Below are 22,472 nucleotides of genomic sequence, written 5' to 3'. Positions count from 1 at the left end.
ATGATCGCCGGGGGCCTGGTGTTCGGCTATTGCGCCGGCACCACCACGCGGTTTTCGATCCGGCCCTGGATCGTGCAGGCCTCGCTGGTGGTGTCGGTGACGCCGGCGATCGCGGCGGCGCTGTGGAATTTCGACCTGATGCACGGCGCGCAGGCGCTGCTGTTCCTGCTGTTCGCATTCGGCGGTCTCGAACTGATCGACTACATTCACGCCACCACCGCCGAGCAACTGACGCTGCGCGCCGAAGCGACGCGGCTCGCCCGAGCCGATGCGCTGACCAACCTGCCGAACCGGCGGCATCTGGTCGAACATTTCGACGAGCTCGCCCGGCGGCTCGCGCGCCACGGCGAGGGCTTTGCGGTGATCAGCCTCGATCTGGATTTCTTCAAGGAGGCGAACTACCGGTTCGGCCCCGCTGCCGGTGATGAGATCCTGCGCATCGTCGCCGGGCGGATGACCGAACTGCTCGCCGACGACGATCTCGCGGCGCGGATCGGCGGTGACGAATTCGTCGTGGTCCGGGCCAACGTCTCGGATCCGGCGGACGCCGATCGGCTCGGCCGGCGGATCGTCGCGTCGCTGTCGGAGCCCTATGCGGTCGCCGGCGAGGCGGTGATGCTCGGCGCCAGCTTCGGCAGCGCGCTGGCACCGACCGACGGCTTCACGCTCGACGAATTGCTGCGCAGGGCCGACGAGGCCCTGTATGCGGTGAAGCGCAACCGGCCGAGCCGAGTTCGCGAGGTCACCTCCTGCACCGATGATGCGCCGCTGGCGCCGGAGATCGGCACCATGCCCGAGCATGACCAAACCGTCCCGGCGATAGGACAGACCAGCGCCGACGTTGCCTGATCAGCGCCCGCCGTCGGCGAGCCGCCAGACGTGGCGGGCGATCATCAGATCCTCATCAGTCGGGATCACCCAGACCGACACCTTGCTGCCGGGCATGCTGATTCGCCCGGCGCCGGACAGGTTCGCATTGGCCTCGTCATCGAGCGCGACGCCGAGCCACACCGCCTGGGCGCACACCCGGCGGCGGATTTCCGCGGCGTGCTCGCCGATACCGCCGGTGAACACGAGCGCGTCGAGCCCGCCGAGCGCAGCCGCCAGCGAACCCAGCTCGCGTGCGACCCGATACACAAACAGCTCGATCGCCTCGCACGCTCTGGGATCGTCACTCGCCAGCAACGTCCGCATGTCGTCGCTGATGCCGGAGACGCCGAGCAGGCCGGACTTGCGATACAGCAGGTCTTCGACCTCACGCGGCGTCATGCCTTTCTCTTCGAGCAGATACAGCACCACGCCGGGATCGAGTTCGCCGCAGCGGCTACCCATCATCAGGCCGTCGAGCGCGGTGAATCCCATGGTGGTGGCGATGCTCCGGCAGCGCTGCATCGCGCACATGCTGGCGCCGGCGCCGAGATGCGCGACCACCACCCGGCCGTCCGCGACGGCCTGTCCGGCGACGTCCGGAAGCCGGCCGGCGACATATTCATAGGACAGTCCGTGAAAACCGTAGCGCCGCACGCCCTGCTCGGTCAGGCAGCGCGGCAGCGCGAAGGCGGTGGCAAGCTCCGGCAGCGGATGGTGAAAAGCGGTATCGAAACAGGCGACCTGCGACAGGTTCGGATGCAGCTTCGCCAGCGCCTCCATCGCCGCGACGTTGTGCGGCTGATGCAGCGGCGCCAGCATATCGAAGCCGCGGAGCTGGGCGATCACCGCCGGATCGACCTCGACCGGCCCGTCGAACAGCGCCCCGCCATGGACCACGCGATGGCCGACCGCCGCCAACCGCTGCTCCGGGAACGTGGACCCGATCCAGTCCAGCAGCACCGCCATCGCATCGTCATGGCTTGAGCCCTCGGGCAGATAGGCGTCGTGCCTGGTGGTCCCGTCGCTGTTCACCACCTTGAAATGCGGGCGATGGCCCAGGCTGCCAATGCCGCCCTCACAGATCAGGCACTCGGCGGTCGGTTCGGCATGAGCGTCGTACAACGCGAATTTGACGCTCGAGGAGCCGGCGTTCAGGATCAGCAGGGCATCGCTCACGCGGCACCTCCGGACAGGCTGGGCAGCGCCGCGGCCTTGTGCCGGGCGAGGAGCAGCGCGATCGCGCAGGAGCCGAGCCGTGCCAGCGTCTTGTCGGCGCGGCTGGTGAGGATGATCGGCACCCGCGCACCGAGTACGATCCCGGCGACCCGGGCGTGCGCCAGATATTCGAGTTGCTTGGCCAGCATATTACCCGCCTCGAGGTCCGGTACCACGAAGACATCGGCACGGCCGGCGACCGGCGAGACGATCCCCTTGGTCTTGGCGGCCTCTTCCGACACTGCGTTGTCGAACGCCAGCGGCCCGTCGAGAATGCCGCCTTTGATCTGGCCGCGCTCGGCCATTTTGCACAGCGCAGCAGCGTCCAGCGTCGAGCGGATGCTCTCGGTGACGGTCTCGACCGCCGACAGGATCGCCACCCGCGGCTCGGCGATACCAAGCGCATGAGCCAGATCGATCGCGTTCTGGATGATATCGCGCTTGTCGGCGAGCGACGGATAGATGTTGATCGCAGCATCGGTGACCAGCAGGGCGCGGGGATAGTCGGGCGCGTCGATCACATAGACATGGCTGATCCGCCGCGCGGTGCGCAGGCCGCGAGCGCCGTCGACCACCGCGCGCATCAGCTCGTCGGTATGCAGCGCGCCCTTCATCAACGCCTCGACTTCGCCGGATCGCGCCATCGCCACGGCGGCTGCGGCGGCAGCGTCGCTGTGCTCGACAGCCACGATCTCGTAACCTGACAGGTCCAGCGCCGCCTGGGTCGCGGCGGCGCGGATCTTGGCCTCCGGGCCGACCAGCACAGGCACGATCAACCCTTCGCGCGCCGCCTCGACCGCCCCGAGCAGCGACGCGGTATCGACCGGATGCACGACCGCGGTACGGATCGGCTCCAGTCCGCGCGTCATCTCGATCAGCCGTTCGTAGCGCTGCGCGGTGCGGTTGAGATCGATCTCGGGCAACAGGACGCGCGGTCGCGAGATCTTTTCGACAGGCGCGATCACTTCGGCGAGGCCGGTGATCACCTCTTCGCCGCGCTGATTGGTGGCGCGGCAGTCCAGCAACAGCCGCTTCTTGGCCGCATTCTTCTCTGTCACCTTTACCGTGACGGCGACGGTATCGCCGAGCACGACCGGCCTGACGAAGCGCAGCGATTGATCGAGATAGATCGTGCCCGGCCCCGGCAGTTGCGTCCCGAGCAGCGTCGAGATCAGCGATCCGCCCCACATTCCGTGCGCCACCACCTGATGGAACAGATCGCTCTTGGCGAAGGCGGCATCGACGTGCATCGGATTGACGTCGCCCGACATCACCGCGAACACCTCGATGTCGCGATAAGTCAACGTTCGCACCAGGCTCGCGGTATCGCCGATCGCGATCTCGTCGAAGGTGCGATTTTGGATGTACTCCATGTCTTTCTCCAGCCGGAACAGCGATCAGCCGATCACGTGATAGCCGGCGTCGATGTATTCGATATTGCCGGTCAGCGACCGCGCGGTGTCGCCGACCAGGAAGGCGGCGACCGCGCCGACGTCCTCGATGCTGACGAGCCGATGCGCCGGCAGCCGGGCGCGGGTGCGCTCCAAGAGTTCGTCGAACCGCGCGATGCCGGATGCGGCGCGTGTCATGAGTGGCCCGGGCGACAGCGCGTGGACGCGGATTTTCTTCGGCGCCAGTTCGGCCGCCATGTAGCGCACCGAGCTCTCCAGCGCGGCCTTGACCGGCCCCATCAGATTGTAGTCTTCGACCACTTTCTCCGAGCCGTAGAACGACACGGTGAGCAGGCAGCCGCCGTCCGGCATCAGCGGCTCGGCGAGTCTGGCCATCCGGATGAAGGAGTGGCACGACACGTCCATCGCCATCGCGAAGCCGGCCTGCGAGCAATCCACCACGCGGCCGTGCAGGTCCTCCTTCGGCGCGAACGCGATCGAATGCAGCAAAAAGTCGAGCCGCCCCCATTGCGTCCTGATCCGCTCGAACACCGCCTCGAGCTGCCCCGGTTCGCGAACGTCGCACGGCACCACGATCGGACTGCCGAGTTGCTCGGCCAGCGGCGTGACGTGAGGCGCGGCCTTGTCGTTGAGATAGGTGACAGCGATGTCGGCACCGGCATCGCGAAACGCGCGCGCGCAGCCGAATGCGATGCTCTGGTCGTTGGCAATCCCGACGACCAGCCCCTTCTTACCTTGCAAGCTCATTCGATCTCCGTAACCTCAGCACCGTGTCATCACCATGACAGGCACATGCGGCCAGCCGCCGGGCGCGGCCGGACGTCGCCCCTCACTTCAACAATTGCCGACGCATCCGTAATAGCTCTTTGCGCCGGGCGGGCGAGGTCTCCGGATAGCTCATTTTGAGCGATTCCATGGTCTCGGCGATCACCTGTGAGACGATCAGCCGCGCATTCTCCTTGTCGTCGGCCGGAACCGCATACCACGGAGAGTCCGCGCTCGAGGTCTCGCTGAGGCACTTCTCATAGGCCTCCATATAGTCGTCCCAGTAGCGCCGCTCTTCGAGGTCGGCGACGCTGAACTTCCAGTTCTTCTTGGGCTCGTCGATCCGGGCCAGAAAGCGCTTGCGCTGCTCGTCCTTCGACAGATGCAGGAAGAACTTCACGATCCGGGTGCCATTGGCGTGCAAATGCTGCTCCAGATTGCGGATCGAACGGTAGCGCTTGTGCCAGAACGTTTTACCGAAATGCGTACCGTTCGGCACCGCCTCGCTCTGCAGGATGTTCGGGTGGACCCGGACGATCAGCACCTCCTCGTAGTACGATCGGTTGAAGACGCCGATCCGGCCGCGCTCCGGCAGGTCGCGGGTGGTCCGCCACAGGAAATCGTGCTGCAGCTCGGTCGCGCTGGGGTGCTTGAAGCTGAACACCTGGCAGCCCTGCGGATTGATCCCCGACATCACGTGGCGGATCACCCCATCCTTGCCGGCGGCGTCCATAGCCTGGAAGATCAGCAGGACCGCATGGCGGTTGCTGGCGTAGAGCAGTTGCTGCAGATCGGCGAGACGCTGGACCTGGGCGCGGAGCATTTCCTGGTAATGCTCCTTGGATTCATAGAACGGATCGACCCTCGTGGGCCATTTGGCGAGGTCGACACTGGTGCCCTCCTCGACCCGGAATTGCTTGGTCCTGATCTTCATTCCTGTCCTTTCGGGCGCTGAACGGGCGGTCGCCCGCCGGAGACGACCGCACCGGTCCACGAATTATAACCATCTCGGCAGGGCTGCGAACACCGGGTCTCTGCGGGCATCACGATCAGTCAGGCTTCGTTCATCATCGGCGACTTATGGTTGCGGCCGAAGCCTCAGGAGCGCCGGAAGGTGCGGATGGGGACATAAAGCTACCTCATTCGTCCTTCATCTGCGCCGACCGGCGACCCCGTACGATCCCCCGAAGCGCTTGTGAAGCCTACGGAAATCACTATGGTGCGGGCCGCCGCGGACGCTGTGGGAGGCACGATTGGAGCCGTAGCCCACGTCGCACGGTGCGCAGCGCTGACAAGAGCGGTCGAGATGGAAACGTCCATTCCTAATAAAGTTCTCACCGCGCAACTGCGCCGGGGCCATGCGGCACGGCTCGCGCTGTTCGTGCTGCCGCTCCTGCTGTTGGCTCCCGCCATCTGGAACGGCTACCCGCTACTGCAATACGACACCGGCGGTTACCTCGCCCGGTGGTACGAGGGCTATCTGGTTATCAACCGGTCGACCTCCTACGGTATTTATCTTCATCTCGGCGAGCAGACCCAATTCTGGCTCAACCTCGCCTTCCAGGCGATCGTCTCGCTGTGGATCATCCAACTGACCCTGCGGGTGTTCGGCATCACCGGGCCGTTTCGGCTCGCCGCGATCGGGGTCGGCCTGATCGCCACCACGGCGCTGCCGTGGATCACCAGCATGCTGCTGACCGATATCTTTGCCGGGCTGTCGTTGCTGTCGCTGTTCCTGCTGATCGCCTATCGCGACCGGATCACGACGCTCGAAAAGATCCTGCTTTTCCTTTTCACAGCGTTCGCGGCCTCGACCCACAGCGCCACCATGATCGTGCTCGCCGGCGTGTGCGCCGCCGGCTGGGTGCTGCTGCCCTGGTTGCGCGGCCGGATCAGCGCGGCCGGTCTGACCCAGGCCAGCTCGGCGCTGGTGGTCGGCGCGCTGCTGGTGCTCGGCTGCAACTATGCGCTGTCCGGAAAGCTGACCTGGACGCCGGGCGGCTCCGGCGTGGCGTTCGGTCGGATGCTGCAGGATGGTATCGTCAAACGCTATCTCGACGACCACTGCCCGCGGCAACAGCTCAAGCTGTGCCCCTACAAGGACGAATTGCCGCCAACGGGCGACGATTTTCTTTGGGGCGGCAACAATATGTTCGACAAGCTCGGCCGTTTCGAGGGAATGAGCGGCGAGATGGAGTTCATCTCGCGTCAGGCATTGACGACATACCCGTGGATGCAGTTCAAGGCTGCCGCCAAGGCGACCTGGGACCAGCTCGTGCACGTCGCCACCGGCGAAGGCACCAACGGCTGGCTGCCGCACACCTACGGCATCATCGAACGCTACATGCCCGATCAGGCGCCCGCCATGCGTGCTGCAAAGCAGCAGCATTGGGATATCAATTTCAACGCAGTCAATTGGGTGCACGTGCCGGTCGCGCTGGGCTCGATGCTGCTGTTGCTGGGGCTCCTCGGCCACGCCGCATGGCAGCGCCGGCTCGACGACGTGACGCTGCTTGCCGGCACCGTGGCCCTGGCGCTGTTCGGCAACGCCCTGATCTGCGGCATCATCTCCGGCCCGCACGACCGCTACGGCTCGCGGATCGTCTGGACTGCCACCTTCGTGGTGATGATCGCCGCGGTGAAACACTTCCTCGCCGACCGCAGCCCGGCCGACGACGGCGCCGAATAAGATTCGGACGCAAACAGCCGCGCGGACAATTGCCCGGGCGGCTGTTCGCACTCAGCTAGATCAATTCCGGTTCGAACCCGAACTCGACTTCCAAGACGCTCCGAGAAACCTACCCGTTACGGGCAGGCATGCCGGCGACCGTCATAGCCGAGATAGGTACCCGACGCGGGGTCATAGGACCGGAAACGCTGCGAGCAGTAGGCGTGGGCATCCGCTCCGCGTGCCTGGGCCTGACTGTTGGCGATCGCACCACCGATGATGGCGCCCGCTGCCAACCCGCCGATTGCCGGGCCCCAGCCGTAGCCGCCGTGGTGCCGGTGGTAGTAACCACCGTGGCGTCCGCCGCGATGGTGGCCATGCCAGCCGTGACGAGGACCGTGGTGGCGCCACTGCACCTGCTGAGCGGCCGCGGGCGCCTGATGCGCGGCCGCACCGGCCATCGTCGGCGCAGCAGCCGCCGGGGCGGACGCAACTGCCAGTGAACCGATCACCAGCGCGGCTGCGGGTAGCAAATGCGAGATCTTCATCAATAATTCTCCCTGGCTTTCGAGCGATCGAGACGTCTGCGACAGGTCGGCGCCGGCAGACGATGTGCGGCGACAACGGCCGATACCAGCGACCGTTCCGTCATCCGGGTGCGACCCAGTGGCTCCGTCTGCGACCGCACACAACTCGGTTCCACAAATAGATGGAGGGAGACCTCCAATAATCGACGCGACCGCACGCGTCGTTCGAGCGGCTGAGCGGCTGCCTCCGTCCGGTCGAGACCGAGATGAGCTTCATCGAAGTACACACGCGACGCGACTCGGCGAGTAGCTGATCTTGCTGGAGAGCGTTGCGGCGCTGCCGTGCTTCGGCAGCACACGACCGATCGATCCATCTCGTTCGGGCTTACAGCGATTGCGATGCGAGCCAGCGCTTCCAGCGCGGTGCAGAAACGGGCCTGACGCCCGGCGCCCCGTGGTGTAGACAGCCTGCGAACCGCGACAGGAGATCGGCCGCAGATGCAGCGCACCAAGACCGCTCTGAAATATCTCGGCCTCGGAATCGCCGTGACCGTGGTGCTCGGGCTGGCGATCGCACCGTTCTCGAAGCGCCTGATCGAGCAGTGGTCTCGTAACGATGTCGAAGCACGGTCACGGCTTGTGTACCACGCCGTACAGACCCAAGTGATCTCCGCAATGGTCGAGAACGACGACGTTCAACTCTCGCTGCTGTTCAGCGCCATCGCGCTCGATCAACGCATTCTCGCGGTTGGCCTGTGTGGACCTCAGGACCGGCTGATCTCGCCGACCAAAATGATGCCGGCGGCGTTCTCCTGCGAGAAGGTTGCGCGCTCGGACGCCGAGAGTTTTTCGACGATCGCGATCGACAGCCACCGCATCATGGTCGGCGCGTTTCCGATCACGCACGGCAGCGCGAAGTCCTATCTCGTCATCCTGCACGATCTGAGCTTCATCGACAAACGCTCGGGCGAAGCGCGCGCGTTGATCATCGCCGCACTGCTCGGCGTCGCCGTCGCGATCGCAGGCGGCGCGATGGTTTTCGTCTTCATGACGCTGCGCGGCTGGATGGAATCACTGCGTCGCGCCGTCGACGACGTCCGCACCGGAACCAGTTCGCTCGCCGCGGCGCGCGACCACAGTGCGATCGATCTGCAGATCAAGAAGCTGCTCAGCGATGTCGAGATCGGCCGCAGCGCGATCAATGCCACGCAGATCGAATGGTCGCCCACGACGTTGCAGCAATTGCTACGCGACTCGCTGCCCGAAGCGGAGGTGCTGATCGTCTCCAATCGCGAGCCTTACATCCACAATCGCGACGGCGACGTGGTGTCGGTCCAGGTGCCGGCGAGCGGTCTCGTCTCCGCGCTGGAGCCGGTGATCCGTGCCTGCGGCGGCACCTGGATCGCGCACGGCAGCGGCAGCGCCGATCGCGAGACGGTCGATCGCCACGACCGAATCGAGGTTCCGCCGGATCGCCCCGCCTACAGCCTGCGGCGAATCTGGATCACCGACGAGGAGCAGGAGGGATTCTATTACGGCTTCGCCAACGAAGGACTCTGGCCGCTGTGCCACATCGCCTTCGTGCGCCCCACTTTCCGCGAGAACGACTGGCGCCTGTATCAGGCGATCAACGAGCGTTTCGCCGATGCCGTGGTTCAGGAAGCCAGGACCGACAACCCGATCGTTTTGGTGCAGGACTATCATTTCGCGCTGGCGCCGCGGATGATCCGCAACAAATTGCCGAAGGCGACGATCATCACCTTCTGGCACATCCCGTGGCCGAACGCCGAGACCTTCAGCATCTGTCCGTGGAAGGAAGAGATCATCGACGGCATGCTCGGCTCGACCATCCTCGGCTTCCACACCCAATTCCACTGCAACAACTTCTTCGAGACCGTCGACCGCTTCATCGAGAGCCGGATCGATCGCGAGCACGCCACGGTGACGCTCGGCGGCCACGAGACCATGGTGCGCGCCTATCCGATTTCGATCGAGTGGCCGCCGGCGGCGCTCGAAGGCCAGCCGCCGGTCGAGGTCTGCCGCGCCGAGGTGCGCGAGGCACTCGGCCTTGCACCCGAGACCCGGATCGCCGTCGGCATCGAGCGGTTCGACTACACCAAAGGCATTCTGGACCGGATGCGTGCCGTCGACGATCTGTTGACCAGGCAGCCGAACTGGAAGGGCCGACTGGTGTTCGTGCAGGTGGCGGCGCCGACCCGCAGCAAACTGTCCAGCTACTCGTCGCTGCAAGACGACGCCGTAGCGCTCGCCGAAGAAATCAATGCGCGCCACGGCGCGGCAGATTACACGCCGATCCGGCTGCTGATCCGCCACCACGGCGCGGCCGAAGTGTTCAAGCTGTTCCGCGCCGCCGACTGCTGCGTCGTCTCCAGCCTGCACGACGGCATGAATTTGGTCGCCAAGGAATTCGCCGCGGCGCGCGACGACGAGCGCGGCGTGCTGGTGCTGTCGAGCTTCACCGGCGCTTCCCGCGAGCTGGCCGCGGCGCTGATCGTCAATCCGTACCATCTTCACGAGATGGCTACCGCGCTCGATACCGCGCTGCGGATGCCGGACCGCGAGCAGCAGGAGCGGATGCGGGCGATGCGGCAGCAGATCCGAGAGTGGAACGTGTATCGCTGGGCGGCGCGGATGCTGATCGACGCTGCCGCGAGCCGGCGCCGGCAACGAATTCTCGACCTCGCAGGTGGCGCACGCTAGGGCTCGGGTTCTGATTGAATCAGGACAGCAGCTCTGGTTGTTTGCTTTGACGCGTCTTCGTCACGCGAACCGGTTTCCACCTCTTCGGCAACGGACTAAGCCATTTCGAGGCGGCCGGCGGGCCCCTCCGCAATCATGTCGACGAAGGCGCGATGCCGGGCGCGAATGTCGCTGAGGTCGCTGGGCGAGCCGACATCGCGTTCGGCGTCGCGCATCACCAGATCGGCGTGCTTGCGCACTGCCTCCATCCGATCCGGATCCCGCTCGCAACTCACCACCGAGGTCATCACCTCGATCATCCGGATCAGAATCGACGGCTTGCCGGCTGCGTTCTGGCGGATCATGTGAAACATCGCGTCGACCAGTTCGTCGTAGCAGACGTGGGGCACGACGAGCACAGTATGGTCGTCCCTGATCGAAACACCGGTCTGCAGCCGAAGCGGCTTCATCTCGCACAGCGCCGAACCGAGCCGATCGAGTACGCTGATCGCGGTGTGCGGATCGTTGATGCCGGGCGACAGCGCGCGTACGCCGACCTCGACCAGTCGGCGGACTGCGAACAGCAAATCGGTCGAGCTGGTGTGCTGCGGGCTCAGCGCGGTCGCGTTGCGGATCGCTTCGGTCGCCCCGTCCCGCAACGGCTTGATCATCGCGATCGGCGCACCGGGAAACACGTAGTCTCCCGGCCGTACCAACATCCTGATCGCGGTGTGGTGTTTGCAGGCCCATTCCGCCAGCCCGTCCTCGTCGAGCTGCTGCAAGTAGCCACGACGCTCGTCCTCGACCGGCTCCGCGCCGTGCCAGAACGCGGGCGGCGGCGGAGCAGGCTGGCGGTCGTCGGTGGCGAGCGTCCGCATCACGTTGTGGACATCCTCGCTGACCAGGCCGATTACCGTATCGACATTGATCCGGCCCGACATATGGCCGACGAAGTACACCAGTGTCGCGACGCAGACGAAGGCGAGCGCGATGCCGACGCTGACCGCGAGGTGCGGAATGAAGGCGCCCTCGTCCGGCATTCGGACACTGCGCAGCACCACCAGCGCATAGCAGAAGGTCCCAAGAAAAATCCCGAGCGTGACCTGATTGCCGCGGTCGCGGGTGAAGTTGCGTAGCAGCCTCGGTCCCATCTGGCCTGCCGCCAGCGAGAGCGCCGCGATGGTGATCGAGAACACCGTGCCGGCCACACTGATGGTGGAGGAGGCGACCGCGCCGAGCAGGGTTCGCGCCCCGGTGGCGCCGCCGTTGTATAGCCACCCCTCCGCCCAATCGGGGACGATGCCATCGCGATCGACCCCGACCAATGCCCAGGCCGAGATCACGCCGAACGCCACCAGCAGCGCCGGGAGAAGCCAGAACGATTCGGCGAGATCGTCGATCAATTTTCGAAGGCGCGCGCTCAATCCAATTCCTCGCTGGGTCGCCGCAGGGGCCGGCGAGACGAAGGCGGGTTACGAGTCATAAGTCGAGACCTCCGCAAGGGTTCCCGTCGCGGAACAGAAGCGGCTAGCCCACGACGGTAGGATGAAATCTCGGCGGCTCGCAGCGAGGGGCAAACGAATGAGGGCGGCGCGGAGCCCCCCTCATCCAACAGGTCAGGGATGGGTCGCTCATCCCTTGGCGATCGGCACCGCAACGAAGCGCGCCGCCGAGTCCGCGGTCTTCACCCGCATCAGCACGGTCTTCTTACCGTCCTTACTGGCCGCAACCAGCGCGTTCCGAACATCGCCGGTGTTGGCGACCGTCTTGCCGCCGACATCGAGGATCACGTCGCCGGTGCGCAGGCCCTTGTCGGCGGCCGGGCCTTCGGGATCGACGCCGGTGACGACCACCCCGACCTTGCCGGCACCGTCGACCTCGCCGGCCGGCACTACGCGCAGGCCGAGATATGGTCGTCCGGGGTCGCGCTCGGCGCCGCCGTTGTCCGCGACCTTCTGATGATCACCGGGCATTTCGGCGAGCGTCAGATCGATGGTCTTGGACTGCCCGTTGTGCAGCACGTCGAGCTTCACCGAGGAGCCGGGCGTGAGCGTGCTGATAGTGCGGGCAAGCGCGCGCGAATCCTTGACCTCCTTGCCATCGACCGCGGTGATCACATCGCCGGCCTTGATGCCGGCCTTCGCGGCCGGGCTGCCATCCTGCGGACTATCGACCAGTGCGCCGCGGGCCTGCTTCATGCCGAGGCTGTCGGCGATCTCGGCCGTCACCGGCTGCACCTGCACGCCGAGCCAGCCGCGGCTGACATAGCCCCTGTCCTTGAGCTGAGATATTACGAGTTTCGCCGTCGCCGCCGGGATGTCGAAGCCGATGCCGACCGAACCGCCGGACGGGGAGTAGATTGCGGTGTTGACGCCGATCACATTGCCGTTGGTATCGAACGCCGGACCGCCGGAATTGCCCTTGTTGATCGGCGCATCGATCTGCACGTAGTCGTCGTACGGGCCCGAGCCGATGTCACGACCACGCGCCGAAACGATGCCGGCCGTCACCGTGCCGCCGAGGCCGAACGGATTGCCGACCGCGATCACCCAATCGCCGACCCGCGCCGGGGAATCGGCGAAATTGACGTGCGGGAAATCGCTCTTGCCGTCGACCTTTATCAACGCCAGATCGGTCTTGGGGTCGATACCGACGACCTTGGCGGTGTAGATGGTGCCGTCGTCGGTGGTCACCTGCACCGACTTGGCTTGATCGACCACATGATTGTTGGTCACCGCGTAACCGTCGGCGGTGATGAAGAAGCCGGAACCTTCGCCGGTGATCGTCTGATGCCCCTTCGGCATGCCTTCGGGGCCACGGAAACCGAATTGACGCTCGAACTGCTGGAAGCCGCGCGGCAGGCGCATCTGATCGCCGTCACCATCGTCGCGCACCAGCGGCGTAACCTGGCGATCCTCGTCGATCTTGACCCGGACCGAAATCACCGCGGGCTTCACCTTGGCGACCAGATCGGCAAAGCCGGCCGGCGCCGGCTTGCCACCCTCGGCAGCGAAGGCCGGCGAAGTCAATGACGGCATCTCGCGGCTGAGAAATCCGGCGCCGCCGAGCGCCACCACCATGCTCAAGCCGGCAGCGGAAGCCAGCAGCGAGAGACGCCGCGGCCTCAACACTTTGCGGATATGAGCTTCGGTTTGAACTGATACGTGGTCGAAGTGGTCGCCTTCCATGACATGGTCTCCATCTGGTCGATCTGAGCGTGAATGATGCGACCGAATATAGGAGAGCGACCTTACGGCGAGCTGTTCCGAAAATTAACGTTCGGCAAGCTGCTATCACGCGCGCGCGAGGGACGACGTCGATCAGCGCGGCGCAGCGTCTGCAGCAAGCCGATTACTTACGGACTCGTAAGGCATGGCGACGAGTGAGCGATGGCGCGCGCCGCGGCACCCGCCGACTTCGGCACGCTCAGCGCCGCTTCATCGACACCGTGATCTGCCGGACGTCATTGCCTTGCGGCACGATCGTCACCGACTGCGACGCTCCGCGGGTCGCCACCGACAGCGACGCGTTGAAGCCCGGTCCGCCGACCTGCGCCGAGATGCTGCCCCCACGCGCCGTGCCCGACACGTTGCCGGTGACGTTGCGGGTCGCCTCGCTCCAGGTGCCGGACAGGCGACCGCCGGTCTCTTCCACATTGCTGGCGATATCGAACTTGTAGCTGGCGCTGGCACAGGTCAGCTTCTGCTGCATCAGCCTTCCACCGCCGCCCACCGCATAGGATGCACGGCAGCGGATCCGTTCGGCCGAGCCATCCGACATCTGCACCCGTCCCGAGCCGGCCCAGTAGCCCGCCAGACCGTCGAACACGCCCGCGGCGACGCCAGCGGTCGGAGCGAACAGCAGCGCACCGGCGAAACCGGCAGCGACAATTGGAGCGGCGAAACGAACGGTCATGGCGGGCCTCCGAGGGCGAACGACAGCATGCGGCGCAGAGCCCCGCCGCGCGGGTCTGGCACAACGATCGTGGCCGCAATCGGTTTCATCGGCCTGCCGGCCGCATTCCTATCCGAGGAGCAGCGCGATCAGCGTACCGACGACCACGCCGGCGCAGGCTCCGGACAGCACGAAAACCGAACCCCACAACAGAAAATAGCCGATCACCGCCCCAAGCGTCTTATCGAGATGATCGCCGTACATCCAGAATGACGCTGCACATCCAATCAGGACGACCGCGGCAGCCGCGACCCTGAACCACAGCGCCTGACGCGAGCCGCGCGCAACGAACCAAGCACCCCACCCGATCGCGGCGGCAAGCACAACCCAGGCGATGATCAAACGGACGGCCATGACGGTTCCCAGGGTACAGAGGACGGCCTACGCCGTGGAGTCGACGAACGGATGACGGATCGCCGCGGCCGCGGATTTCCACTACATTGTCTGCGCGCGGGCGTCCCCCTGCCGTGTGGTGAACCTTACGGAATTACCCTGCCGCCGATGTGATGGTGAATGGCCTCCTGTTCTGATCCTGCCCAGCGCAATTCGCCAGTGCCGTTGTTTCAGGGCCGCGGGCTGACCAAGCGATTCGGCAGCTTTGTCGCCAATCAGGCGATCGATCTCGACATCGCCAGCGGCGAGGTTCACGCTTTGCTCGGCGAGAACGGCGCCGGCAAATCGACGCTGGTCAAGCTGATCACCGGGCTGCTGCAGCCGGACGACGGCCGGATGATTTGGCGCGGGACGCCGATCGCGTTCACAGGCCCGGCGGAGGCGCGGACTTGCGGCATCGCCGCGGTGTCGCAGCACTTCGCCCTGTTCGACAATCTCACCGTCGTCGAAAACGTGGCCCTCGGGCTCGATCGCAGCACCTCGATCGGCAGGCTGGCGGCGGAACTGGAGCAGATCGCCGAACGCTACGGCCTGCCGCTCGATCCCAAGCGCGAGGTATGGCGATTGTCGGTCGGCGAACGACAGCGGATCGAAATCGTCCGCGCGTTGCTGCAGGACCCGCAACTTCTGATCCTCGACGAGCCCACCGCCGTGCTGACGCCGGCCGAGACCGACAGGCTGTTCGATGTGCTGGAACGGCTGAAGGCGGGTGGCCGCGCGCTGCTGTACATCTCGCACAAGCTCGACGAGGTGAAGCGGCTTGCCGGCATCGCCACCATCCTGCGCGCCGGCCGCGTCGTCGGAAGCTGCGACCCACGCCAGGAAAGCGCCGCCTCGATGGCCCGGATGATGGTCGGCGGCGACGTGACGGCGCCGAAACAATCCAGCCATCCGATCGGCGGCCCGTTGCTGAGCGTCAAAGGTCTTGCGCTGCGCCCCGACGATCCGCACGGCGTGACGCTGCGCGACCTCTCCCTCGAAGTCCGTGGCGGTGAGATCGTCGGCATCGCAGGAGTTGCCGGCAATGGTCAGGACGAGCTGTTCGCGGCGCTGTCCGGCGAGACGAGAATCGCGCAATCGGATGCGATCAAGATTGTCGGCGAGGCCGCCGGCAGCCTCTCGATCAACCAGCGGCGCCGGCTCGGCGCCGCCTTCGTGCCGGAACAACGGCTCGGCCATGCCACCGTGCCAACGATGAGCCTGTCCGACAACGCGCTGCTGACCGGGCATGCAAACGGGGGACTGGTGCGGTTCGGCCTGGTCGACCGCGGCGCTGCGCTGGCGCTGGTCGATCGGGTCAGCGAGACCTTCGACGTGCGCAAAGCCAGCCGCGATCCGGAAGCGGCGCGGCTCTCCGGCGGCAATCTGCAAAAATTCATCGTCGGGCGCGAGATCCTGCGGGAACCGCGCCTGTTAGTCGTCGATCAGCCGAGCTGGGGTCTGGATGCCGGCGCGGCCAGTGCGATCCGCCAGGCACTGCTCGATCTCGCAGCCCGCGGGGCGGCAGTGCTGGTGATCAGTCAGGATCTGGACGAACTGATCGAGATCGCCGATCGCATCGCGGTGATGTTTCACGGCCGGCTGTCGCCGCCGCGTCCCGTCGGCGAGGTCGGCCGCGATCAGCTCGGGCTTTTGATGGGCGGCAGCGGCTGGCCGACGGAGGTGCGCGATGTCGCTGGTGCTTGAGAGGCGCAGAGAACGATCGGTGGCGATCGCCCTCGCCTCGCCGCTTCTGGCGATCACGCTGACGCTGCTGACCCTGACGATCGTGTTCGCCGCGCTCGGCAAAAATCCGGCCACCGCGCTGGCCGTGTATTTCATCACGCCGCTCACCGATGGCTATTCGCTGCAGGAGATCGCGGTGAAGGCCTCGCCGCTGGTGATGATCGCGGTCGGGCTGGCACTCTGCTATCGCGCCAACGCCTGGAACATCGGCGCCGAAGGCCAATTGCTGATCGGCGCGATCGCCGGTAGCGGCCTGGCGGTGGTGACGCACGGGACTAATCCCGGGCCCTGGCTGCTGCCGGCGATGCTGCTGGCGGGGGCGCTCGCCGGTGCCGGCTACGCCCTGATCCCGGCGCTGTGCAAGGTGGGGTTTGGCGCGTCGGAGATCCTGATCAGCCTGATGCTGGTCTATGTCGCCGGCCTGCTGCTCGATTATCTGGTGCGTGGGCCGTGGCGCGACCCCGCCGGCTTCAACTTTCCAACCACCGCCGAGTTCGATCCCGCCGCGACGCTGCCGCTGCTGATCGGCGGCAGCCGCGTCCACGCCGGCCTGATCCTGATGCTGATCGCGGTCGCCGCCGCAGCGGTGCTGCTCGGCCGCACGCTGAAGGGCTTCGAGATCCGCGTGGTCGGCACTGCGCCGCGCGCGGCGCGGTTCGCCGGCTTCGATTCCGACCGCCTGGTGCTGACGACTTTCGCGATTTCAGGCGCACTGGCCGGCCTCGCCGGTATCATCGAGGTCGCCGGCCCGATCGGACATCTGCAGCCGGACATCTCGCCGGGCTATGGCTTCACCGCGATCATCGTGGCGTTTCTCGGCCGGCTCAATCCGCTCGGCATCCTCGCCAGCGGGCTGTTCCTGGCGCTGACCTTCATCGGCGGCGAGCAGGCGCAGATCGCGCTGAAACTGCCGCAGGATATGACCGGTGTGATCCAGGGAATCCTGCTGTTCTACGTGCTCGCCTGCGACTCGTTGATCCTGTACCGCGTCCGCTGGCGCGGCCCGCAAGGAAAGGCGTTGCATGGACCTCGTTGAAGCGATCCTGCTGTCGATCGTCACCGCCTCGACGCCGCTGCTGCTGGCGGCGAGCGGCGAGCTGGTCGCCGAGCGCGCCGGCGTGCTCAATCTCGGCGTCGAAGGCATGATGCTGATCGGGGCGGTATGCGGCTTCGCCGGCGCCTGGACGACCGGCTCGACCGCGATCGGCGCGCTGTGCGGCATCGTGGCCGGCATCGCACTTGCAGCGCTGTTCGCAGCAGCGGCGATCGGGCTCGCGATCAATCAGGTGGCCGCCGGCCTGGCACTGACGATCCTCGGCACCGGTCTCGCCGGCCTGATCGGTGCGCCGTTCGTCGGCGAGAACATCACCGCCGCACCGCATCTGTCGCTGCCGTGGCTCACCGACATCCCGCTGATCGGCAAGCTGCTGTTCGGCCAGGATACGCTTGTGTATCTGGCGATCGGGCTGATCGCGGCCATTGCCTACGTGCTGACCCGCACCCGAACAGGACTGATCCTGCGCGCGGTCGGCGACGATCCGGCCTCGGCGCATGCACTGGGCTACAATGTCGCGGCGATCCGGACGCTGGCGGTGCTGTTCGGCGGCGGCTGCGCGGGGCTCGCAGGCGCCTATCTGACGCTCGCCTATACGCCGTTCTACGCCCCCGGCATGACCGCCGGCCGCGGCTGGATCGCGCTGGCCCTGGTGGTGTTCGCCTCGTGGCGGCCCGGCCGGCTGGTTGCCGGAGCGGCGTTGTTCGGCGCGGTGTCGATCCTGCAATTGCACGCCCAGGCGTTCGGTCTTGGCGTTCCGTCGCAACTAATGTCGGCGCTGCCCTATCTTGCCACGGTGCTGGTGTTGGTGCTGATCTCGCGCGTCCGCCGTGGCGGGTCGGTGGCGCCCGCGGCGCTCGGAACCGTATTCGTGCCGGAGCGCTAGAGACGAGATCCGAGGGCCGCGCGACGGGGGCGCGGGGCTCTCATAAGACGATCCCCGAACGATGAAGCGGAGAATCGGATGAACAAGGCGATCATGGCGGCGGCGCTGGTGCTGACGGCGAGCAGCATGGGGCTGACGGCTGCGGCGGCCCAGAGCAAACCGGACAAGCTGAAGATCGGCTTCGTCTATGTCGGCCCGGTCGGCGACTTCGGCTGGTCGTATCAGCATGATCAGGCGCGCCAGGCGATCATCAAGGAATTCGGCGATCGTGTCGAAACCACCGTCCTGGAAAAGGTCGGCGAAGGCCCGGACGGCGAACGCTCGATCGAGCAGCTCGCCCGCGCCGGCAACAAGCTGATCTTCGCCACCTCGTTCGGCTATATGGATTCGGTGATCAAGGTCGCCAAGAAATATCCGGACGTGAAGTTCGAGCACGCCACCGGCTACAAGCGCGAACCCAACGTGTCGACCTATGCGGGCCGGTTCTACGAAGGCCGCATCATCCAGGGCATGATCGCCGCGAAGGTCTCGAAGAAGGGCGTGCTCGGCTATATCGGCTCGTTTCCGGTGCCCGAAGTGATCTCCGGCATCAATGCGACCATGCTGGCGGCGCAAAAGATCAATCCGAACATCAAGATCAAGATCGTCTGGGTGAACTCCTGGTTCAATCCCGGCAAGGAAGCCGACGCGGCCAAAGCGCTGATCGACCAGGGTGCCGACGTGATCATGCAGCACACCGACAGCGCCGCGGCGATGCAGATCGCCAACGAACGCGGCATCCACGCATTCGGGCAGGATTCCGACATGATCAAGTTCGGTCCGAAGGCACAGCTAACCGCCATCATCAACAACTGGACACCGTACTACGTGTCGCGCGTCAAGGCGGTGATGGACGGCAACTGGGCGTCGCAGGATATCTGGGAAGGCCTGAAGGACAAGATGATCCAGATGGCGCCCTACACCAACATGCCGGACGACTTGAAGAGGCTCGCCGCCGACACCGAGGCCGGCATCGTCGCCGGCACCATCAAGCCGTTCGCCTGCCCGATCGTCGATCAGGATGGCAAAGAGGTCGAGTGCAAAGGCGGCGATCAGCTCGACGACGGCCAGATCCGCGGCATGAACTTCTACGTCAAAGGCATCGACGACCAGATTCCGGGGAAGTGATTCAGAACCTCACCAGGGGAGAGGAGAGCAGTGCCTCTCCCCGATACTGACGTCATACGCGGGCTTGACCCGCGTATCCATCGCGCGCGAAGCGGGCTTGCTACGACTTTGCGGAGACGATGGATTGCCGGATCAAGTCCGGCAATGACGTTGGTGGAAACTGATGTCACGCCTGTCCATCTGAAACGCCTGCCCAACGTGCAGGCCTGCTCGCTCAATGCAGCCGCGGTGCCTTGAGCAACTTGGCGCGATCGGAGGAATGCAGCACCACATCGAATGTGGCGCCGCCGCTGAACAGCGTCAGCGGCACCTCGACGCCAGCGGTACCGAGCGCCCAGACCTTGCGATAGAACTCTGCCTCGCTCGTGACCTTGTCGCCCGCGACGGCGAGGACGACATCGCCGGTCTTCAGCTCGGCGCGCGCCGCCGGCCCCTTCGGCGCAATCCCGACCACCACCACCTTGTCCTCGATCTCGGTCGAATACAGCCCGAGCCAAGGCCGCACCGGCTTGTTGGGCCGGCCGAACTTGCGCAGGTCGTCGAGAACCGGCGGTAGCAGATCGATCGGCACGCTCATATTGTAATGTTCATCCGAGCCGCTGCGCTCGATCTGCAACGAGCCGACGCCGATCAATTCGCCGGTCGCGGACAGCAGCGCGGTGCCGCCCCAGTTCGGATGCGACGGCTCGGTGAAGATCGCATCGTCGAGCAGATATTCCCAATAGCCGGCGAACTCCTGGCGCGCGGCGATGCGGCCGGCGACGGAGCGCGTGCGACCGCCGACGCCGCCGATGATGACGCGCTCACCCGCTTTGGCGTACGTTGAGCGGCCGAGCGACAGCGGCGGCAGATCGATCGGGCCGAGCGCCTGGACCAGGCCAAAGCCGCTTTCCTGATCGAAGCCGAGCGGATGGCCTTCGACGACCCGGCCGTCTCCGAGATGCAGCCATACGGTTTCGGCTTCAGTGATCAGATAGCCGATCGTCAGCACCAAGCCATCGTCGATCAGCACGCCGTTGCCGGCGCGCTCGGTGCCGAGCGTGCCGGCCGTGTAGGCGTCCGCCGGAATGATGGCATGCAGCCCGAGCACTGCGGACAGAGCGCGATCAAGATCGAAGCCGAAATCGGCCGAGCGTGGCCGGATCGCGGCCGGGACGTTCCATTCGGGGAGCGAAGGCATCCGGCGTCTCCTGTTGCGCAACACCGCGTGCGACCGGAAATATCGGGGCCTGCCCGGCGATTTGCAAGCCGGCGTCACAGTGCCGCGGGTGGCGCAATAGAGAGGCGCCGGTCGCTTCGGGCTCCGCCTTCCTTGTGGACGCTCGTGCTCTCGACGATCCTGCGCCAGCTTTCGGTCTCCGCCGCCAGCATGGCGCCGAACTGCCCGGCGTCGCCCTGTAGCGCGATCGCGCCGAGAGCGGCGATCCGCTGTCTGATCGCCGGTTCGTCCAGTGCCGCGTTGATCTCGCGGTTGAGCAGATCCACCACCGGCTGCGGCGTGCCGGGCGGCGCACCATTGCTGCTCTCGCCGCCGGACCGACAAAGCTCTTCTGCCGATCGAATCCTCCACATTTCATCCTGCTGGATTTTTCGACAGCCCAGACCGGCACCTGATCGCACGCACGAGCCGAGATGTCGGTGAAGGCCGGCGAATAGGAAGGCGCGGTTGTCGGCATTAGCGATAAGTTGTCGTTAATTCCGCCGTTTCATACTCGCAACCGAGGGCCGGCCGTGTCCGCGCGGAGCGCTGCCATCGGCGCCGAGGTAGCGCCTCCGGCAAGGTTAACGAAGTCCTTCCAAATCGAGCGATGCAAGGTTGAACCGATGACCGACTTTGCCTTCGCGCCGCGCCGCGCCGCCCCTTCGACCGATGCCCCGCAGCTCAAGGCGCTGCAGCTCGGCCTGCTGTGGCTGGTCGGCGCCAGCGGCGCGATCGTGTTCATCGAGCCGAGCCCCTACGAGATCGTCATCGTGCTGGCGCTTGCGGTGTTCGCCGTCACCGGCGGACTGCGCGTTGCACCGGCTCTGATCGTGCCGGTCGGCCTGTTGCTGGGGATCGAACTGGGCTACAGCATCGGCGCGGTCGGACTGATGAACGACTCCATCATTCTGAACTGGATTTTGACCTCGTGGTACATGGCGGTGACCGCGGTGTTCTTCGCGATGGTGTGCCTGCAAGACACCCGCGAACGTGCAGAAGCGATCGCCAACGGCTACCTGATCGGCGGCATCATCGCCTCGCTGGCCGGCATCGCCGGCTATTTCAATTTGCTGCCGGGCGGCCAGGATTTGCTGACATACGCCGGCCGCGCCCGGGGCACCTTCAAGGATCCGAACGTGCTCGGCGCGTTTCTGATCTTTCCGGCGATCTACAGCCTGCAGCGGGCGATCGAAGGCCCGTTCTGGACGATGATGCGCAATGGTGTCGCGTTCGGCATCATTTCGCTGGCGATCTTCCTGGCCTTCTCGCGCGCGGCCTGGGGCATGCTGGCCGGCGCCTCGCTGCTGACCGTGGCGCTGATGTTCATCACCGCACCCACACAACAACGGCGGCTGCGGATCGTCGTGCTCGCGGCACTCGCTCTCGCGGTGCTCGGCGCCACCGTCGCGGTGCTGCTGTCGTTCGATCGCATCGACGCTCTGTTCAGAGAGCGCGCCAGCCTGGCGCAGCCCTACGACAGCGGCCGGTTCGGCCGCTTCGGCCGCCATTTGCTCGGCGCCAAGATGGCGCTGGACTACCCGACCGGAATCGGGCCGCTGCAATTCCGCCGGTACTTTCCGGAGGACACTCACAACTCGTTCCTCAACGCCTTCATGTCGGGCGGCTGGATCAGTGGCACACTGTATCCGGCTCTCGTGTTCGTGACCGCTGCCTATGGTCTGCGCGCCGTGTTCGTGCGCACACCGTGGCAGCCCGTCACCATCGTCGTGGCCACCGCAATGATCGTGACGCTGCTGGAGAGCTTCATCATCGACACCGACCACTGGCGGCACTATTTCCTGCTGCTGGGCTTGACTTGGAGCCTCGCGATCGCCAGCACTCGATTCAAGGACGGCGGATCAAGTCCGGCCACATCCACCACGGGCTGATCGCCCGCACAGGGCCCAGACGCACCAGATGGACAAACCCTACATC

At 65.7% G+C, this 22,472-nt stretch carries 19 protein-coding genes; 8 read left to right on the top strand and 11 right to left on the bottom strand.

What is annotated here, in order from left to right:
• Positions 1-849: a GGDEF domain-containing protein gene (locus DU475_RS02555; RefSeq protein WP_246700225.1), complete on the top strand. Its 849-nt coding sequence runs from the start codon at positions 1-3 to the stop codon at positions 847-849.
• On the opposite strand, the gene DU475_RS02550 is transcribed toward DU475_RS02555, so the two are convergent.
• The 4 genes from DU475_RS02550 to DU475_RS02535 form a co-directional block, all read right to left on the bottom strand.
• Positions 850-2,046 carry an acetate/propionate family kinase gene (locus DU475_RS02550; RefSeq protein WP_164630498.1) on the bottom strand — a complete coding sequence of 399 codons (1,197 nt, stop codon included), beginning with the start codon at positions 2,044-2,046 and terminating at the stop codon, positions 850-852. It lies immediately after the preceding gene.
• A complete protein-coding gene (locus tag DU475_RS02545; RefSeq protein WP_164630496.1) occupies positions 2,043-3,458 on the bottom strand; it encodes a bifunctional enoyl-CoA hydratase/phosphate acetyltransferase in 1,416 nt (471 codons plus the stop codon). The genes DU475_RS02550 and DU475_RS02545 overlap by 4 nt, the downstream gene beginning before the upstream one ends.
• A 24-nt stretch (positions 3,459-3,482) precedes the next feature.
• Positions 3,483-4,244 carry an enoyl-ACP reductase FabI gene (fabI, locus tag DU475_RS02540; RefSeq protein ID WP_047307464.1) on the bottom strand — a complete coding sequence of 254 codons (762 nt, stop codon included), beginning with the start codon at positions 4,242-4,244 and terminating at the stop codon, positions 3,483-3,485.
• Positions 4,245-4,326: 82 nt separating this feature from the next.
• Positions 4,327-5,196 carry an ADP-polyphosphate phosphotransferase gene (locus tag DU475_RS02535; protein WP_013504393.1) on the bottom strand — a complete coding sequence of 290 codons (870 nt, stop codon included), beginning with the start codon at positions 5,194-5,196 and terminating at the stop codon, positions 4,327-4,329.
• Between the two features lie 372 nt (positions 5,197-5,568).
• Here DU475_RS02535 and DU475_RS02530 point away from each other — a divergent pair, with 372 nt between their 5' ends.
• Complete coding sequence (locus DU475_RS02530; protein ID WP_164630495.1) at positions 5,569-6,951, top strand: hypothetical protein; 1,383 nt, start codon at positions 5,569-5,571, stop codon at positions 6,949-6,951.
• A gap of 116 nt (positions 6,952-7,067) precedes the next feature.
• Here the strand turns inward: DU475_RS02530 and DU475_RS02525 are convergent, their stop codons facing one another.
• On the bottom strand, positions 7,068-7,478 hold the full coding sequence (locus DU475_RS02525; RefSeq protein ID WP_164630493.1) for a BA14K family protein: 411 nt from the start codon (positions 7,476-7,478) through the stop codon (positions 7,068-7,070).
• A 477-nt stretch (positions 7,479-7,955) separates the two neighbouring features.
• Between DU475_RS02525 and DU475_RS02520 the strand changes: the two genes are divergently transcribed.
• Positions 7,956-10,178, top strand: a complete 2,223-nt coding sequence (locus DU475_RS02520; protein WP_164630491.1) for an alpha,alpha-trehalose-phosphate synthase (UDP-forming) — start codon at positions 7,956-7,958, stop codon at positions 10,176-10,178.
• Between the two features lie 95 nt (positions 10,179-10,273).
• Here the strand turns inward: DU475_RS02520 and DU475_RS02515 are convergent, their stop codons facing one another.
• From DU475_RS02515 to DU475_RS02500, 4 genes are all read right to left on the bottom strand, one after another.
• A complete protein-coding gene (locus tag DU475_RS02515; RefSeq protein WP_164630490.1) occupies positions 10,274-11,581 on the bottom strand; it encodes a DUF2254 domain-containing protein in 1,308 nt (435 codons plus the stop codon).
• A gap of 207 nt (positions 11,582-11,788) precedes the next feature.
• Positions 11,789-13,345, bottom strand: a complete 1,557-nt coding sequence (locus DU475_RS02510) for a Do family serine endopeptidase (RefSeq protein ID WP_164630488.1) — start codon at positions 13,343-13,345, stop codon at positions 11,789-11,791.
• Positions 13,346-13,583: 238 nt separating this feature from the next.
• Positions 13,584-14,072, bottom strand: coding sequence for a hypothetical protein (locus DU475_RS02505; RefSeq protein ID WP_164630486.1), 489 nt, complete (start codon positions 14,070-14,072; stop codon positions 13,584-13,586).
• A gap of 108 nt (positions 14,073-14,180) precedes the next feature.
• On the bottom strand, positions 14,181-14,465 hold the full coding sequence (locus DU475_RS02500; protein ID WP_142883605.1) for a hypothetical protein: 285 nt from the start codon (positions 14,463-14,465) through the stop codon (positions 14,181-14,183).
• 159 nt (positions 14,466-14,624) lie between these two features.
• On the opposite strand from DU475_RS02500, the gene DU475_RS02495 reads away from it, so the two are divergent.
• The 4 genes from DU475_RS02495 (at position 14,625) to DU475_RS02480 (ending at position 19,336) form a co-directional block, all read left to right on the top strand.
• A complete protein-coding gene (locus DU475_RS02495) occupies positions 14,625-16,190 on the top strand; it encodes an ABC transporter ATP-binding protein (protein WP_164630484.1) in 1,566 nt (521 codons plus the stop codon).
• The gene (locus DU475_RS02490) at positions 16,174-17,265 is read left to right on the top strand and encodes an ABC transporter permease (RefSeq protein WP_164630482.1); all 1,092 of its coding nucleotides are present in this window, start codon (positions 16,174-16,176) and stop codon (positions 17,263-17,265) included. Before DU475_RS02495 ends, DU475_RS02490 begins: the two co-directional genes overlap by 17 nt.
• Complete coding sequence (locus tag DU475_RS02485; protein WP_013504403.1) at positions 17,252-18,169, top strand: ABC transporter permease; 918 nt, start codon at positions 17,252-17,254, stop codon at positions 18,167-18,169. Before DU475_RS02490 ends, DU475_RS02485 begins: the two co-directional genes overlap by 14 nt.
• Positions 18,170-18,247: 78 nt before the next feature.
• Positions 18,248-19,336 (top strand): BMP family ABC transporter substrate-binding protein, encoded by a 1,089-nt coding sequence (locus tag DU475_RS02480; protein WP_164630480.1) that lies wholly within the window; start codon positions 18,248-18,250, stop codon positions 19,334-19,336.
• A 214-nt stretch (positions 19,337-19,550) separates the two neighbouring features.
• Here the strand turns inward: DU475_RS02480 and DU475_RS02475 are convergent, their stop codons facing one another.
• A complete protein-coding gene (locus DU475_RS02475) occupies positions 19,551-20,516 on the bottom strand; it encodes a S1C family serine protease (protein ID WP_142883610.1) in 966 nt (321 codons plus the stop codon).
• Between the two features lie 74 nt (positions 20,517-20,590).
• Positions 20,591-20,956 carry a tripartite tricarboxylate transporter substrate-binding protein gene (locus DU475_RS02470; protein WP_349644153.1) on the bottom strand — a complete coding sequence of 122 codons (366 nt, stop codon included), beginning with the start codon at positions 20,954-20,956 and terminating at the stop codon, positions 20,591-20,593.
• 204 nt (positions 20,957-21,160) lie between these two features.
• Between DU475_RS02470 and DU475_RS02465 the strand changes: the two genes are divergently transcribed.
• Entirely contained in the window at positions 21,161-22,426 is a 1,266-nt protein-coding gene (locus tag DU475_RS02465) for an O-antigen ligase family protein (RefSeq protein WP_013504406.1), read from the top strand.
• Positions 22,427-22,472 lie beyond the last annotated feature (46 nt).

Source organism: Rhodopseudomonas sp. WA056, assembly GCF_010906995.1.
Classification (GTDB): domain Bacteria; phylum Pseudomonadota; class Alphaproteobacteria; order Rhizobiales; family Xanthobacteraceae; genus Rhodopseudomonas; species Rhodopseudomonas palustris_G.
This window is presented reverse-complemented; position numbering and strand designations above follow the sequence as displayed.

Bases quoted from the DNA above. Each gene is read 5' to 3' on its own strand.
- DU475_RS02490 (WP_164630482.1), top strand. From the start codon at position 16,174: ATGTCGCTGGTGCTTGAGAGGCGCAGAGAACGATCGGTGGCGATCGCC.
- DU475_RS02475 (WP_142883610.1), bottom strand. From the start codon at position 20,516: ATGCCTTCGCTCCCCGAATGGAACGTCCCGGCCGCGATCCGGCCACGC.
- DU475_RS02465 (WP_013504406.1), top strand. From the start codon at position 21,161: ATGACCGACTTTGCCTTCGCGCCGCGCCGCGCCGCCCCTTCGACCGAT.
- DU475_RS02520 (WP_164630491.1), top strand. From the start codon at position 7,956: ATGCAGCGCACCAAGACCGCTCTGAAATATCTCGGCCTCGGAATCGCC.
- DU475_RS02500 (WP_142883605.1), bottom strand. From the start codon at position 14,465: ATGGCCGTCCGTTTGATCATCGCCTGGGTTGTGCTTGCCGCCGCGATC.
- DU475_RS02555 (WP_246700225.1), top strand. From the start codon at position 1: ATGATCGCCGGGGGCCTGGTGTTCGGCTATTGCGCCGGCACCACCACG.
- DU475_RS02480 (WP_164630480.1), top strand. From the start codon at position 18,248: ATGAACAAGGCGATCATGGCGGCGGCGCTGGTGCTGACGGCGAGCAGC.
- DU475_RS02505 (WP_164630486.1), bottom strand. From the start codon at position 14,072: ATGACCGTTCGTTTCGCCGCTCCAATTGTCGCTGCCGGTTTCGCCGGT.
- fabI (WP_047307464.1), bottom strand. From the start codon at position 4,244: ATGAGCTTGCAAGGTAAGAAGGGGCTGGTCGTCGGGATTGCCAACGAC.
- DU475_RS02545 (WP_164630496.1), bottom strand. From the start codon at position 3,458: ATGGAGTACATCCAAAATCGCACCTTCGACGAGATCGCGATCGGCGAT.
- DU475_RS02530 (WP_164630495.1), top strand. From the start codon at position 5,569: ATGGAAACGTCCATTCCTAATAAAGTTCTCACCGCGCAACTGCGCCGG.
- DU475_RS02525 (WP_164630493.1), bottom strand. From the start codon at position 7,478: ATGAAGATCTCGCATTTGCTACCCGCAGCCGCGCTGGTGATCGGTTCA.
- DU475_RS02535 (WP_013504393.1), bottom strand. From the start codon at position 5,196: ATGAAGATCAGGACCAAGCAATTCCGGGTCGAGGAGGGCACCAGTGTC.
- DU475_RS02510 (WP_164630488.1), bottom strand. From the start codon at position 13,345: ATGGAAGGCGACCACTTCGACCACGTATCAGTTCAAACCGAAGCTCAT.
- DU475_RS02485 (WP_013504403.1), top strand. From the start codon at position 17,252: ATGGACCTCGTTGAAGCGATCCTGCTGTCGATCGTCACCGCCTCGACG.
- DU475_RS02495 (WP_164630484.1), top strand. From the start codon at position 14,625: ATGGCCTCCTGTTCTGATCCTGCCCAGCGCAATTCGCCAGTGCCGTTG.